General features: G+C 70.5%; 15 protein-coding genes and 2 pseudogenes. 2 read left to right on the forward strand and 15 right to left on the reverse strand.

Going from position 1 to position 14,169, the window contains the following annotated elements:
- From SSOG_RS51705 to SSOG_RS41725, 8 genes are all read right to left on the reverse strand, one after another.
- On the reverse strand, positions 1 to 178 hold a 178-nt coding region (locus SSOG_RS51705), incomplete at its 3' end, for an alpha/beta fold hydrolase (protein ID WP_154686138.1).
- 158 nt (positions 179 to 336) lie between these two features.
- Positions 337 to 2,229: a molecular chaperone HtpG gene (htpG, locus tag SSOG_RS41695; protein WP_245606688.1), complete on the reverse strand. Its 1,893-nt coding sequence runs from the start codon at positions 2,227 to 2,229 to the stop codon at positions 337 to 339.
- A gap of 264 nt (positions 2,230 to 2,493) precedes the next feature.
- A complete protein-coding gene (locus tag SSOG_RS41700) occupies positions 2,494 to 2,676 on the reverse strand; it encodes a hypothetical protein (RefSeq protein WP_009720352.1) in 183 nt (60 codons plus the stop codon).
- Between the two features lie 190 nt (positions 2,677 to 2,866).
- Positions 2,867 to 3,313 (reverse strand): nitroreductase family deazaflavin-dependent oxidoreductase, encoded by a 447-nt coding sequence (locus tag SSOG_RS41705; protein ID WP_009720353.1) that lies wholly within the window; start codon positions 3,311 to 3,313, stop codon positions 2,867 to 2,869.
- Positions 3,314 to 3,414: 101 nt separating this feature from the next.
- The gene (locus tag SSOG_RS41710) at positions 3,415 to 4,416 is read right to left on the reverse strand and encodes a Ppx/GppA phosphatase family protein (protein ID WP_039940008.1); all 1,002 of its coding nucleotides are present in this window, start codon (positions 4,414 to 4,416) and stop codon (positions 3,415 to 3,417) included.
- A gap of 28 nt (positions 4,417 to 4,444) precedes the next feature.
- Positions 4,445 to 4,624: a hypothetical protein gene (locus tag SSOG_RS41715; RefSeq protein WP_154686046.1), complete on the reverse strand. Its 180-nt coding sequence runs from the start codon at positions 4,622 to 4,624 to the stop codon at positions 4,445 to 4,447.
- Between the two features lie 241 nt (positions 4,625 to 4,865).
- On the reverse strand, positions 4,866 to 5,819 hold the full coding sequence (locus tag SSOG_RS41720; protein WP_009720356.1) for a DMT family transporter: 954 nt from the start codon (positions 5,817 to 5,819) through the stop codon (positions 4,866 to 4,868).
- Between the two features lie 55 nt (positions 5,820 to 5,874).
- Entirely contained in the window at positions 5,875 to 6,321 is a 447-nt protein-coding gene (locus tag SSOG_RS41725) for a protein-tyrosine phosphatase family protein (protein WP_009720357.1), read from the reverse strand.
- 87 nt (positions 6,322 to 6,408) lie between these two features.
- On the opposite strand from SSOG_RS41725, the gene SSOG_RS41730 reads away from it, so the two are divergent.
- Positions 6,409 to 7,266 carry an LLM class flavin-dependent oxidoreductase gene (locus SSOG_RS41730; RefSeq protein ID WP_009720358.1) on the forward strand — a complete coding sequence of 286 codons (858 nt, stop codon included), beginning with the start codon at positions 6,409 to 6,411 and terminating at the stop codon, positions 7,264 to 7,266.
- 50 nt (positions 7,267 to 7,316) lie between these two features.
- On the opposite strand, the pseudogene SSOG_RS56955 reads toward SSOG_RS41730, so the two are convergent.
- From SSOG_RS56955 to SSOG_RS41765, 7 genes and pseudogenes are all read right to left on the reverse strand, one after another.
- Positions 7,317 to 7,992, reverse strand: a pseudogene (locus SSOG_RS56955) (hypothetical protein).
- A gap of 54 nt (positions 7,993 to 8,046) precedes the next feature.
- Positions 8,047 to 9,591: a Rieske 2Fe-2S domain-containing protein gene (locus SSOG_RS41740; RefSeq protein WP_009720360.1), complete on the reverse strand. Its 1,545-nt coding sequence runs from the start codon at positions 9,589 to 9,591 to the stop codon at positions 8,047 to 8,049.
- Between the two features lie 121 nt (positions 9,592 to 9,712).
- Positions 9,713 to 10,501 (reverse strand): ABC transporter ATP-binding protein, encoded by a 789-nt coding sequence (locus SSOG_RS41745; RefSeq protein ID WP_009720361.1) that lies wholly within the window; start codon positions 10,499 to 10,501, stop codon positions 9,713 to 9,715.
- Positions 10,498 to 11,553: a FecCD family ABC transporter permease gene (locus SSOG_RS41750; RefSeq protein WP_039940014.1), complete on the reverse strand. Its 1,056-nt coding sequence runs from the start codon at positions 11,551 to 11,553 to the stop codon at positions 10,498 to 10,500. The genes SSOG_RS41745 and SSOG_RS41750 overlap by 4 nt, the downstream gene beginning before the upstream one ends.
- Complete coding sequence (locus tag SSOG_RS41755) at positions 11,550 to 12,563, reverse strand: ABC transporter substrate-binding protein (RefSeq protein WP_009720363.1); 1,014 nt, start codon at positions 12,561 to 12,563, stop codon at positions 11,550 to 11,552. Before SSOG_RS41755 ends, SSOG_RS41750 begins: the two co-directional genes overlap by 4 nt.
- A gap of 80 nt (positions 12,564 to 12,643) precedes the next feature.
- On the reverse strand, positions 12,644 to 13,402 hold the full coding sequence (locus SSOG_RS41760; protein ID WP_009720364.1) for a CbtA family protein: 759 nt from the start codon (positions 13,400 to 13,402) through the stop codon (positions 12,644 to 12,646).
- A gap of 56 nt (positions 13,403 to 13,458) precedes the next feature.
- Entirely contained in the window at positions 13,459 to 13,683 is a 225-nt protein-coding gene (locus SSOG_RS41765) for a CbtB domain-containing protein (protein WP_009720365.1), read from the reverse strand.
- Positions 13,684 to 13,946: 263 nt separating this feature from the next.
- Here SSOG_RS41765 and SSOG_RS54440 point away from each other — a divergent pair.
- A pseudogene (locus SSOG_RS54440) lies at positions 13,947 to 14,169 on the forward strand (histidine phosphatase family protein); the annotation flags it as partial.

Raw genomic sequence — 14,169 nt, forward strand, 5'->3', positions numbered from 1 at the left:
CGTAGCCGCGGACGTCGATGGCCACCGCGCGGTAGCCGGCCGCGGCGAGCGCGGGGAGCTGATGGCGCCAGGAGTGCCATGTCTCGGGGAAGCCGTGGAGCAGGAGGACCAGCGGGCCCGAGCCCTCCTCCACCGCATGGATACGGGCATCCGGAACGTCGACCAGCCGGTGGTGCATGGATCCTCCCTGAGCCGCCAGGGCCGCGCGGTCCACAACGCCGCGCGGCCGACAACGCCACGATCATGCGGTGGCGGCCCGGGGGAGGGGGAGGGAAGTTGCCGGTCCGGCAAAAACCCCCGGGCGGGCCCTGGTACGGGCCCGCCCGGGGGCGCGGCTCACAGCGTCTGCTCCAAGCGGCCCGCCATCAGCTTGATGAAGCGCGACGGGTCGCTCAGTTCCCCGCCCTCGGCGAGCAGGGCCATCCCGTAGAGGAGTTCGGCCGTCTCCGCGAGGCCGGAGTCCAACGGGCGCTCGCCGTGGGCCGTACGCAGCCCGCTGACCAGCGGATGCGTGGGGTTCAGCTCCAGGATGCGCTTGATCTGGGGCACGTTCTGCCCCATCGCGCGGTAGATGTTCTCCAGGGCCGGGGTGACATCGTGGGTGTCGCCGACGATGCAGGCCGGGGAGGTGGTGAGACGGGAGGACAGCCGCACCTCCTTGACCTGCTCGTTCAGCGTCGTCGTCATCCAGGACAGCAGATCGGCGAAGTCCTTCTTCTGCTGCTCGCGCTCGGGCCCGCCCTCGCTCGACTCGTCCTCGTCATCGAGGTCGACCTGCCCCTTGGCGACCGACCGCAGCTGCTTGCCGTCGAACTCGGGGACGGCGTCGACCCACAGCTCGTCGATGGGGTCGGTGAGGACCAGCACCTCGTACCCCTTGGCCTGGAAGGCCTCCATATGGGGCGAGTTCTCCACGATCGAGCGCGACTCGCCCGTCATGTAGTAGATGTGCTCCTGGCCCTCCTTCATGCGCTCCACGTAACTCCGGAGCGTGGTCGGCTGCTCCGCGTCGTGCGTCGAGCCGAAGGAGGAGATCTCCAGGATCGCGTCCCGGTTCTCGAAGTCGCCCAGCAGCCCTTCCTTGAGGACGCGGCCGAACTCCTTCCAGAACGTCGCGTACCGCTCGGCGTTGTCGGACATCATGTCCTTGACCGTCGACAGCACCTTCTTGACCAGCCGGCGGCGCATCAACTGGATCTGACGGTCCTGCTGAAGGGCCTCGCGCGAGACATTCAGCGAAAGGTCCGCGGCGTCCACGACGCCCTTCACGAAGCGCAGATATTCCGGCATGAGCGCTTCGCAGTCGTCCATGATGAAGACGCGCTTGACGTAGAGCTGCACACCCCGCTTGCGGTCCTGCATATACAGGTCCTGCGGTGCGCGGGACGGAATGAACAGCAGCGACTGGTATTCGAAGGTGCCCTCCGCCTGCATGCGGATGGTCTCGAGCGGGTCGGTCCAGTCGTGGCTGATGTGCTTGTAGAACTCGTTGTATTCCTCGTCGGTGACCTCGCCCCGGGGGCGGGCCCACAACGCCTTCATCGAGTTGATGGTCTCGAGTTCGGGTGTGCCGCCGTCTTCCGGAGCGCTGTCGTCATCCGAGCCGCTCTCATCCGAAGAGCTGCCGGCGCTTTCCCCGGCCATCCGGATCGGCCAGGTGATGAAGTCCGAGTACCGCTTGACGATTTCGCGGATCTTCCACGGGGAGCTGTAGTCGAAGAGATGGTCCTCGGCGTCCTCGGGCTTGAGCCGCAGCGTGACCGCGGTGCCCTGGGGCGCGTCCTCGACCTGCTCGATGGTGTAGGTGCCCTCGCCGCTGGACACCCAGCGGGTGCCCTGGCCCTCGCCCGCGCGCCTGGTCAGCAGCGTCACCTCGTCGGCGACCATGAAGCTGGAGTAGAAACCGACCCCGAACTGCCCGATGAGGTCCTGTGAGGCCGCCGCGTCCTGCGACTCCTTCAGCTCCTTGAGGAATTTCGCGGTGCCGGAGTTCGCGATCGTCCCGATGAGCTGCACCACGTCATCGTGCGACATCCCGATGCCGTTGTCGCGCACGGTCAGCGTGCGCTGCTCCTTGTCGACCTCCAACGCGATATGGAGGTCCGAGGTGTCCGCCTCCAGATCCCCGTCCCGGAGGGTTTCCAGCCGCAGCTTGTCCAGGGCGTCGGAGGAGTTGGAGATGAGCTCCCGCAGAAAGACATCCTTGTTCGAGTAGATCGAATGGATCATCAGCTGCAAGAGCTGGCGCGCCTCGACCTGAAACTCGAATGTCTCTACCCCTGTAGTCACCAGATTCCCCTCATGCGATAAGTGTTCGACGCCATCAAGTCCGGTGCGTCGCCCGGATCTTATCGAAGAGGGAGGTCACTGCGCGTGGTGGTCCGGTGCCTTCGCGCGGTGTGCGTGGCCCGACGGCTGGAGCCCCGGGCCGCGCTTGGTGTCGTTGTCGTATCCGGAGGGCCCGCTGGGGGCAAGGCGATGCGGGACCCCTCGTCACTCGCCCTGCTGGTGCGGGTGGGATCCCTGGGCGGAACGGATCCGGCTCCAGTCGAGGGCCTCGGCGGCCTCCCGCTGAATCTCTTCGGCTGCTTCCCGTGCCTCGGCGAGAACGTCGCCCTGTTCCGCTATGAGACTGTCGTAGATCGGGGACAGATCGCCCTTGTTCGCGGTCGTCATGCTGAGGTACTTCCTTCGTGCCGTGGTGCAGGTGTGCCACCCGAGCCTAACCTTCGGTTTCCCTCGTCGCGAGGACACATATCACCATGATCCCGCTGGGCCCGGTTCTGTGAAGGTTGTGTGATGCCCGGGTGGAGGCGGTCGCACGGTGAGCGGGCGGCCCGGCCGCCCGCTCACCGCGTCATGGGGTTCAGTGCGGCGCGTCAGTGGGCTCCAGGACGAAGACGGGGATCTCGCGCTTGGTCTTCTCCTGGTAGTCGGCGTAGTCCGGGTACGCCTCGACCGCGCGCCGCCACCACTGCGCCTTCTCCTCGCCGGTGACCTCGCGGGCGTTCATGTCCCACAGCTCCGTCCCGTCGCGCAGTTCGACGCGCGGGTCGGCCAGTACGTTGAAGTACCAGACGGGGTGCTTGGGGGCGCCGCCGAGCGAGGCCACCGCCGCGTACCTGCCCTCGTGCTCCACCCGCATCAGCGGAGTCTTGCGGATCTTCCCGCTCTTCGCCCCGCGCGTGGTCAGCAGGATGACGGGCATGCCCCGCATCGTCGTGCCCTTGGTGCCCCCGGAACTCTCGATCTGTTCGACCTGATTGCGCACCCACTGGGTCGGGCTCGGCTCGTACTCGCCCTGAAGAGGCATGTCATCCGTTCCCATCGTCGTCGACAACGCTTACCGCACCGCATAACGCGCCGGGCCCGCCCGATCATCCCGGGGCGATCGGGCGGGCGGCAGCGCGGCGATCAGGAGACGGTGTGCAGCCGGTGGAGGGTGTGGTTACGGGCCCTCGGCACGGCCACCGCCGGAAGCGGCGGCGTACCGAGCGCGGCCAGCCGGTCCAGCAGGACCCCCTCGCGCAGCGCCCAGGGGCAGATGGTGACCTGCCGCACGTCCAGCAGCTCCATGGCGGTCTCCGCCACGATCGCCCCGGCGAGCGACTGATGGGCCCGGGACGCGGAGATGCCCGTCAGCCGGGCGCGCTCGGCATCGGATCTGGCCGCCAGCCGGGGAACCCACTTCCGCAGATCGGAGCGGGCGAGGGTGCTGCGGCCGGGCGCCCCGGCCGTCGGCTTGGGGGCTCCGGTGAGCCGTGCGAGCTGGGTGAAGGTCTTCGACGTGGCGATCGCGGACACGGGGGCCGGCTGGGCGCGCAGCTCGGCCGTGGCCTCCATGAGGACGGAACGCACGTACGTGCGTAGCCGCGCCACGTCCCGCTTGTGCACCGGCGCCTCGTCGGGCAGGTGATGGCGGGTGAGCCGGCCGGCCCCGAGCGGCAGTGAGAGCGCCACCGCGGGTTCCGTACGGCTGCCGCAGGCCAGCTCCATCGAGCCGCCGCCGATGTCGAGCAGCAGCATCTGACCGGCCGACCAGCCGTGCCAGCCGCGCGCGGCCAGGAAGGTCAGACGCGCCTCTTCCTCGCCGCTGAAGAAGCGCACGCGGACACCGGTGGCGTCCTCGATCGCGGCGAGGACGGTGTTCCGGTTGGCTGCGTCGCGCACCGCGGAGGTCGCCAGGGGCACCAGGTCGTCGACTTGGTGTGCGGCCACGACCGCTTCGCTCTCGGTCACGGCTCCGACCAGGCGGCGGATGGCGTCCTGGCTGATCACCCCGTGGCGATCGGTCGCCTCGGCCAGATGGACCGGCTGCTTGAGCGTGGCCACCGGCTCGGGCGGTCCGCCCGGAACGAGGTCGGCAATCTTCAGGTGAACGGAACGTGAACCTATGTCGAGCACTGCGAGACGCATGCCTGCTGAGTGCCCGAGTTGCCGGGTTTTACGCCGCGAGGGGCCGCTGCTGGGGGGTGGAGGAGGCCGCGGGGGATTCCTTTTCGCCGTTCCGCTCCGCCGGGCCCGGGGACTTCTCGGTGCGACGTCCGCTGGGGAACGTCAGATCCGGTACGTCGACCACGGGCGGCAGATCGGGCGTGAGCAAGCTTTGCTCGTTTGTGTCCATGAGCCGATGGGTACCCTCGCGCATCGCACTCATCCGTGGCAGGACGGATTCTTCCCTGCGATACCGGTCACACCTTGACCATATCGGGCTAGGAGTGATCGGATTCGGGCGAAAAAGTGTGCCAAGCGATCCCGGGTACAACGGCTGGATCACGCCGGTGCCACGCCCGAAGCTGTTAAAGGGGTGTCCGCGTGATCGGCGGGACACCCCTCCGGGGCGGGTGATTGATTCCGGTATGAGGCTAGTCGGCCGGAGATGTCTCCCGGGCTGTCGGACTGCCGGTGGCCACGACCGTCGAGCGCGCCGGGCGCGGACGGCGGCGGGAGACCGCGACCCCGGCCAGGCACAGGGCGCCGCCCGCGAGCGTCATCGCGCCCGGCACCTCGTCCAGCACCAGCCAGGACATCAGCACCACCAGGGCCGGCACCACATAGGTGGTGGCTCCCATCCGGCCCGCGGTGGTGCGGGCCAGGGCGAAGGCCCAGGTGGTGAAGGCGAGCGCGGTCGGGAACAGACCGAGGTAGACCATGTTGAGCGTCGCGGACAGCGGGGCGTGCGCGGCCTCCGACACCAGCGTCCCGGCGAACGGCAGACAGGTCACCGTCCCGATCAGACAGCCGAACGTGGTCACCTGGAGCGCTCCGCCGTGCCGCAGCGCCGGTTTCTGGGAGACGACACCGCTCGCGTACGTCACCGCGGCCACCAAGCACAGCAGCACACCGAGTACGGAGGAGCCGCCCGAGCCGGACATCGAGAGCCCCACGACCACCGCGCCGCCGAAGGACACCGCCATCCCCCACAGCAGCGGACGCGGCAGCCCCTCGCCCAGCAGCCTGCTGCTCAGCAGCGCGATCAGGATCGGGCCGATGTTGACGACCATCGCGGCCGTGCCCGCGTCGACCTGCTGCTCACCCCAGTTGAGCGCCACCATGTAGACGCCGAACCACAGAAAACCCGAGCAGGCGATTCCCGGCCAGGCGGCGCGCGGCGGCCACCCCACCCGCCGTATCAGGCTGATCGCGCCCAGCGCCACCGTCCCGGCGGCCAGCCGCCCGAGCGCCAGGGCGCCGGGTGAATAGGCCGAGCCCGCACTGCGGATGGAGACGAAGGCCGAGGCCCACAGCACGACGGTGACGGCTGCCGCCGCCACGGCGGGCCATTCCTTTTGGTAACCGGTGTCCGGCGCTTTGGTCATGACGCTGACACTATGCCGCGCTCATTTCGGTCCTCAACGAAGTTTCGGTGCGCGGTCAGCCACGGACCGCGGGCTGTCCGAACCGTGAGACATAGCGCCGCTGCCAGGGCGTTTCCACGGCGCGCGCCGCGTAGTGCTCGCGTACGTACCGCACCGCGTCCCCGGGCGGTACGCCGTCCAGCACCGCGACGCAGGCCAGCGCCGTGCCGGTGCGGCCCCGGCCACCGCCGCAGGCGACCTCGGCCCGTTCGCCCGCGGCCCGCTCCCACACCTCGCGCAGCGCGGTGGCGGCCTCCGCACGGTCGGACGGCAGCCGGAAGTCGGGCCAGCGCAGCCAGCGGGCCTCCCACTCAACCGCGGGCGGCTCATCGCCCAGCAGATACAGCCCGAAAGCGGGCGCGGGACCCTCCGGAAGGGGGTGGCGCAGCCCCCGGCCGCGGATGAGCCGCCCCGACGGCAGTCGCATCACTCCTGGCGCGGCAGCGTTCCAAGTGGCGTCCATGGAGCGAGAGTAGCGGCGCGGACGGGGTGCGGGGCGGGGAACGGGCCGGTGTACCTCGGCTTCATGATCACTGCCTAGGGTGATCCCATGGAAATAGGAGTCAACGTCCCGAACTTCGGCCCCGGCGCCCGGCCGGATGTGCTGCGCCAGTGGGCACGGACCGTGGAGGGGCTGGGGTACGACCTGCTGATGGTCTCGGACCACGTCGCGGTCACCCCCGATGTGGCGGAGCAGTACCCCGCCCCGTTCTACGAGCCCTTCACCACCCTGTCCTGGCTGGCGGGGATCACCGACCGGGTGCGGCTGGGCACCACCGTGCTGGTCGCCCCGTACCGGCACCCGCTCCTCATCGCCCGCATGGCCGCCAACCTCAACCAGCTCAGCGGGGGACGCCTGGTCCTCGGCGTCGGCGTGGGATGGGCGCAGCAGGAGTACGAGGCGCTCGGCGTGGAGTTCGGGCAGCGCGGAAAGCTGACCGACGAAACCCTCCAGGCGATCCGCACGGCCTGGGAGGACGACGCGGACTACCGCAGCGGCGACATCCCGGTCTGGGTGGGCGGCATGAGTGACGCCGCACTGCGCCGGGCGGTACGGCACGGCCAGGCGTGGCATCCGATCTGGTTCACCCTCGACTGGCTGCGGGAGGCGCTGGACCGGTTGAAGGGCATCGCGGAGGAGCTGGGCCGGCCGGTGCCGGGGCTCGCCCCGCGGGTGGTGCTGAAGCTCACCGACGAGCCGGTCACCGGCCCCGAACGCCCGGCCGGTGAGGGCACGATCGACCAGGTCATGGACGACATCGAGGAGCTGCGCCGCCTGGGTGCGGAGTCCGTGCTGCTCGATCCGTTCAACGGTGACCCGGAGGAGACCCTTCACCCGGAGGCGGCCTGGCAGGCGCTCGCGGCCGTGGCCGCCCGCCGGGGCAAGGCCACCGACCAGGGCCGTTGATCGGCCGCCCGGGGGCCGGTGGATTCCCCGGCCCCCGGTGCGTCGTCCGCTCAGCCCACGCGCTCGATGCGCGCGTTGCGGATCAGGTTCTTGCCGGGCTCCCGGATCCCGGACCTGCTCGAAGGCGGCGTTGTTGAGCAGGGCGCAGCTGCCCGAGGTCGAGGTCACGGAGACGGTCGTGGACTTGTCGTTGTCCAGGTTGGTCACCTTGAGCTTGGTGCCGGCCGGGAACTGGTTGCTGGACGCGGCCGGTGCCCCGTCCTCGCCGGACAGGGTGACCGTCGAGCCCGCGCAGACGACCTCGCCACCGGCGGCGTCCCCGGAGGCCGCAGCGTCGTCGGCAGCCGCCGTGTCCTCGGCAGCCCCTCCGCCCGCCGGGGAGGACGAGGTGGCGGGGGAGGCCGCGGTGTCCCCGGAGCCCACCGCGCAACCGGACGCCTGCTGCTTCCGCTTGATCTCCTCGATGACCGCTTCCCGGTTCGCGATCCGGGCGTCCGACTGGGCATCCGGATTCGCTCGCTGGTCAGCGATGAACTTCTCGTTGTTGGCCAGTGCCTGAGCCAGTCCGTCGCATGCGGTGGACTCCGCCTTGACCGTGTTCTGGGAGCTGGTGGTGCCGGCGTTACTGCTGGTCGCCATCACTCCGGCGCCGGTACCGGCCAGCGCCACCGCGCCGACCAGCAGCATCAGCTTCTTCGGACCGCCGAGGGTTCTTCTGCGCGCCATGTGTGACTCCTTCGCTGGGTTCATGAACCCATACGCGCCGGAGCCCCGCTCGTCTCATGGATTCTCACACCGGGTGGCGCGCAGCTCGTGGCCGTCGGCCGTCAGACAGCGCCCGGTGGTCAGGTCGTAGCGCCAGCCGTGCAGCGTGCAGGTGAGCACATCGCCCTCGATCTTCCCGAACCGGCCCAGGTCGGCGCGGAGATGGGGGCAGCGGCGCTGGATCTGCCAGCCGTCGAGTTCGATGTCCTGGCCGTCGTCCTCACCGGAGGCGTAGTAGTTCTCGACGTACTCGATGCGCTCCATGGACAGGCACTTGAAGAACACGTACAGGAACTCGTTGTACGGCCCGATGCGGCTCGCGGTGAACCGCATCGACAGCAGCAGGCTGTTGGACCAGTCGACCTCGCGCTTGGCGACGTTGGTGGCCACCAGGTCGCCCGTGGTGGACAGCGTGTAGCGGCAGCGCTCGCCGTTCCACTCCCGTACCTCCCGCGCCGGGAAGTCGACCACGATCGGGATCTCGCCCACATCCAGCCGGGCCGGGCCGCCGACACCCGCGCAGATATGGTCCGCGCGCGCCAACAGCGGTTCCCACCACCGCTTCAGCTCGCTCAGCAGCCGGTGGCGCGGCAGCGCGGGGGCGCGCGAGGCGCGTTCGGCGGCGAGGGCGGGGCGCTGGCGGCGGGCGAAGTCGCGCAGATACGTGCGCTTGTCGCCGAAGATGTGGTCGATCTCCTTGTCGGTGTGGCGGTGGGTGAGTTTGCAGGCGGTGCCCTCCGGCTCCGCGACCGTGCCCGGCAGCAGCAGATGCGCCGAGACGCCCGGCCGCTCCTGTGCGAGCTGGGCCAGGAACTCCCGCTGGTCGGTGAAGATGGACTCGCCGTCGCGACCGGTGCCGTTGAACTCGAAGAGCGCGTCGTCGAGGAAGCACGGCGGTCCCGCGTTGGGGAAGACGTGCGCCGCTTCGACCGCGTCGATGTAGCGCAGCGCGCGGTCGAACTGGCCCTGCCGCTTACGGGCGGCGAACTCCCGCTTCGCGGAGTCCGGCAGCTGGTACACCATCGGGTACCAGATCGCCCCGGAGAACTGCACGAAGTACGCGTCGACCTCACCGAACGCGCGGATCGCCGGGATGTCCAGCGGATGCGCGTCGTTCTGGTTGAGCAGCACGGTCCTGCCGTCGTCCAGCGAGAGCGCCGAGTCGCCGATGGGGCCGTCGCCGGGGCCGGTGAGCGCGGTGATCATGATGCGCAGGCCGTCCCGCTCGACCGGCTTTCCGCTCTCGGTGCGCAGGAACCGGGTGAATCCGAGCGCCCGCAGCTCGCGCTCCAGCTCATCGGTGGCGAAGGCGGGCAGCAGCACCGTGATGTCCTTGCGCACGTTGCGGCGCAGATTCTGCGCGTCGAAGTGGTCCCGGTGCAGATGGGAGACGTACAGATAGTCGGCGGACCGCCCGTAGTGCGCCCAGTCCAGGTCCGTGTTGTCCGGGAACGGGAACCACGAGCCGAAGAAGGCGGGGTTCACCCAGGGGTCGCACAGGACCGATCCCGCCTCGGTTTCGATGAAGAGTCCCGCATGGCCAAGTCCGGTGATACGCATACCGCAGCACCCCAACCAGCTTGTCAGGTATGTCGGACACTCCCGACTCTCCCGGTGATACGGAGGGGCTGCATCTGCAGGTGCGCTTGGCGGGTGATTCCGCTGATTCCGCGGCTTCCGGTCACCTGGTGAGGAAGCGGATGTGCGGGCGCCCGTCGGGGCCGTCCGGGGTGACGGCCGTGCGCACCCCGTAGACGTCGGCGATCAGCTCCTCGGTGAGGACGTCCCCGGGCGCGCCCGCCGCGGCCACCCGCCCCTCCCGCAGCACCAGCAGCGTGTCGCAGTACATCGCTGCCAGGTTCAGATCGTGCAGTGCGATCACGGTGGTGACCGGCAGGTCCGCGACGAGTGCCAGCAGATCGAGCTGGTGCTGGATGTCGAGGTGGTTGGTCGGCTCGTCCAGCAGCAGCTCCCGGGGCGCCTGCGCGAGGGCGCGGGCGATCTGGGCGCGCTGGCGCTCCCCGCCGGAGAGGGTGTGCCACGACTGCTCGGCCCGGTCCGCGAGCCCGGTCCGCTCCAGGGCGTGGCGTACCGCCTCCTCGTCCTCCGCCGAGGTCCCCGACCAGGGGCGGCGGTGCGGGATGCGGCCCAGGCCCACCACCTCGCGCACGGTCAGCTCGGACTGGGTGGCGGCATCCTGCTCGACCACCGCGATCCGGCGGGCGGCCGCCCTGCGGTGCAGCTCCGCCAGCGGGCGGCCGTCGAGCGTGACCACACCCGAGGCGGGGGCCAGCACTCCGGCCAGCAGCCGCAGCAGCGTCGACTTGCCCGAGCCGTTCGGCCCGAGCAGCCCGACGCACGACCCCGGCGCCGGGGCGAGGCTCACCCCGTCCACGATCAGCCGCCCGCCCGCGGCGCGCGCCACGCGCTCCGCGCGCAGCCCGGTTCCGGTGCCCGCGGCCCCGGTCATGCCGTGCCCGCCTTCCGGGTGCGGTAGAGGACCAGGACGAAGGCCGGTACGCCGATCAGCGAGGTGACCACGCCCACCGGCACCTCCTGCGGGTCGAGCACGGTACGCGCCAGGGTGTCGACCCACACCAGGAACACCGCCCCGGTCAGCGCCGTCACCGGCAGCAGCCGGGCGTGCCCGGAGCCCACCAGGGCGCGGGCGGCGTGCGGAAGCACCAGCCCGACGAAGCCGATCGCCCCCGCCGAGCTGACCAGCGTCGCGGTCAGCAGCGCGGTGACGGTCAGCAGCACGATCCGGGTGCGGGCGACCCGTACGCCCAGGGTGGCCGCCGCGTCCTGGCCGAACGCGAACGCGTCCAGCGCGTGGGCGTGCAACCCGCACACCAGCAGCGTCACGGCCAGCACCACGAGCCCGGCCCACACCTCGGCCCAGCCCACGCCTCCGAGCGAGCCGAGCAGCCAGAACAGCACGCCGCGGGTCTGCTCCGCGTCCGCCGCCGTCATCACGACGAACGAGGTCAGCGCCGAGAACAGCTGCATCGCGGCCACCCCGGACAGCACCACCCGGTCCGTCGTGGCGCCCAGCACCTGGCTGAGCACCAGCACCAGCGCGAACGACACCACCGCGCCCGCGAAGGCGCCGGCCGAGACGGACACCGCCCCGCCACCGGCCCCCAGCACCACCACCGCGACCGCGCCGGTGGACGCGCCCGAGGAAACACCCAGGACGAACGGGTCGGCCAGCGGGTTGCGCAGCAGCGACTGCATCACCACCCCGCACACCGCGAGCCCGGCCCCGCACACCGCGGCGAGCAGGGTTCGCGGCAGCCGCAGCTCCCATACGATGCCGTCGCGGATCGGCGTCAGCCCGGTACTGCCCCAGCCCAGGTGGGACGCGACCGAGGCCCATACATCGCCGACCCGGATATCGGCCGGGCCGATCGTGATGGCGAAGGCGATCGACAGCGGCAGCGCCACCGCCCCGGCCGCCCACAGCGCCGGGTACCGCAGCCGTCGTACGCGGACGGAGGCCGTACGGGGCACATCGGTCATCGGTCGAGACCGAAGCGGCGCAGCGCGTCGGCCACCTTCTCGATGCCGTCGACCGTACGGATCGACGGATTCATGGCCTGCCCGCTGAGCAGGACGTAGCGCTTGTGGCGCACGGCGTCCATCGACCGGGTGACCGGGTTGGACTCCAGGAACGCTATCTTCTTCGCGGCGGTCTCGGCCGACTCCTGCTTCCGGGAGAGGTCGCCGATCACCAGGACGTCCGGGTTGCGTTCGGCCACCGTCTCCCAGTTGATCTGCGGCCATTCCTCATGGGCGTCGTCGAAGACGTTCTTCGCGCCCACCGCGTGGGTGATGGCGCCGGGGGCGCCGCAACAGCCCGCCATATAGGGGGATTCGGAGTTGGCGAACCAGTAGAGCACCGAGGTGCCGGACGCGTCGACGCCCTTGGTGGCCTTCGTGACCCGGGCCTTGAGCTTGCCGACGAGCGCGTCGCCGCGCTTGTCCACGCCGAAGACCTGGGACAGGTCGCGGATCTCGCCGTAGACGTCGTCCATGGTCAGCGGGGTGGTGCGGCTGCCGTCGCCGTCCCCGCTGTTGTCCTTCGTGCAGTCGGCGGGGGAGACGTACGTGGGCACGCCGAGCTTCTCGAACTGCTCACGGGTGGCCACCCCGCCCTTGCCGAGGGTGGATACGAAGGACGCGGAGACGAAGTCCGGCTCCTTGTCGAGCACCTTCTCGAAGGAGGGCGCGTTGTCGGCGAGCCGGGGCACGGTGGTGTTCGCCTTGCGCAGCCCGGGCAGGACGGGGTCGGTCCAGGTGGCGGTGGCCGACATCCGGTCGGCGAGCCCCAGCGAGAGCAGGACCTCCGTCGACCCCTGGTTGAGCGACACCGCCTGCCGGGGCGGTGCGGTGATGCGGACCTTCTGGCCGCAGTTGCTCACCGTTCGCGGATACCCGGGGGCGTCCTCGGCGGATCCGGAGGACGCTTTCGGGCCGCCGCCGAGTTCCCTGACCTGCCGATCGAGGTGGAGGTCGACACCCTGGACCAGATCCCGCCGGTCCTGGAGGCGGGCGCGGATCTGATCCTGCTGGACTCTGGCGACAAGTGCGGATCGGGCGGGCGGGACGGTCAGTGGGCGACGCCCGCCTTCGCCGGAGCGCTCGGCGCCACAGCCGGGCGCGGGGCGATCAGCCGCTCGGCCAGATACCCGAAGAACAGCCCGAAGGATCCCCACAGGGTCGCCTGGACGGCCAGCGCCGACAGCCGGAACTGCCACAGCAGGGTGGCCGGGAAGCCGTGGGGCACCTCGTTGAACGAGGGCAGGAACGCGTACGCCGGCCCGATCACCACGAGGAAGGCGACCGAAGCGGCCACGGTGGCGTTCCAGTTGCCCAGCCGCGGCGCCAGCCGCTTGCCGAGGATCACCGCGGCGACCGTCAGCAGCACACTGAGCACCACCATCAGGAAGTACAGCGTGGTGCGCTGGTCGAGGGTCGACGGATCGCCCACGGCCGGAGGGTTGGCCGGGTACTTCAGGAACGGCACCACATAGACGGACACCAGCGCGCCGAGCGACACCAGCACGGCGGTGGCCCGCGGGCCGAACCGGCCGACGCGCCCGAGGGCGTAAGCGACGACAAGGGCGGCGATGCCGCCGAGCGCGACGCCGTAGATCAGCACCCCGGTGGCCAGACCGGCGGTGGACTGCATGGTGCGGCTGACGAGTTCGACGCCGCCGTGTTCATGGCTGTGCGATTCCTCGTACGCGATGGCCGCGTCCACGCGCGGCTCGCCCAGCAGATACGCCACGACGAGCGCGAGCAGCCCGGCGGCGAGACCCGCGAGCATGCCCCGGACGAGCAGCGCCCGGACGGATATGGAGTTCATGGTGTGTCGATTCCCCTGTTGTACAGCTGAAGCCGATGCGGTGGGTGCAGGCAGTGTCAGTGGCAGGGGAAACCGAGCAGATGGCGCCCGTCGTGCACCCACTCGTGCACGTTCTCACCGGAGACGACCGCGGTGGCGCCCTGCTCGGCGCCGACGAAGTACAGGAGGATCAGCATGAGGACGCCGAAGAACAGCGCCCACGGGGCGATCGCCTTCAGCGAGATGGGGGTGATCTCCGGCACCGGCTGCGAGCTGGGTGCGGGAACGGCGGACTGAGCCATGGCGACCTCCTGGGAACACGCGTCCCGTTTGTTGGTACTCGTACGACGGTGCCGGGTCTGACTCGCCCGCCGGGCGGCCCGCTCTCACGGGACGTATCCGCCGGACACACAGTGGCGCGACCGTGCCGGGTTCTCACCGGACTTCCGTCACACCGGCGTTTTCCATGAGACCGTAGCGCGCGACACCCGGCCCCCGCTACGGCGCGGTCGCCGGAATCGGAGCCCCCACGGGGGCGGATGCCACGTAATAGGGAGACAAGGCGGTGCGTATCACCCTGCTGGCACCCGCGGTCAACGCGGCCCTGCGGCAGGTGCGTTTCGACGACGCCCCGCCGGACGCGGCCGCCGCACGGCGGGCCCGGGAGGCCGCGGGCGCCCTGCCGCGCCACGATGTGACGTTCACCTCACCCTCCGCCCGCTGCCGCGGCACCGCGGAGGCCCTCGCCCTGGACGCGGCGGTGGCGGCCGAGCTGCGCGACCTCGACG

The sequence above is a fragment of the Streptomyces himastatinicus ATCC 53653 genome (assembly GCF_000158915.1).
In the GTDB taxonomy this organism is placed as follows: domain Bacteria; phylum Actinomycetota; class Actinomycetes; order Streptomycetales; family Streptomycetaceae; genus Streptomyces; species Streptomyces himastatinicus.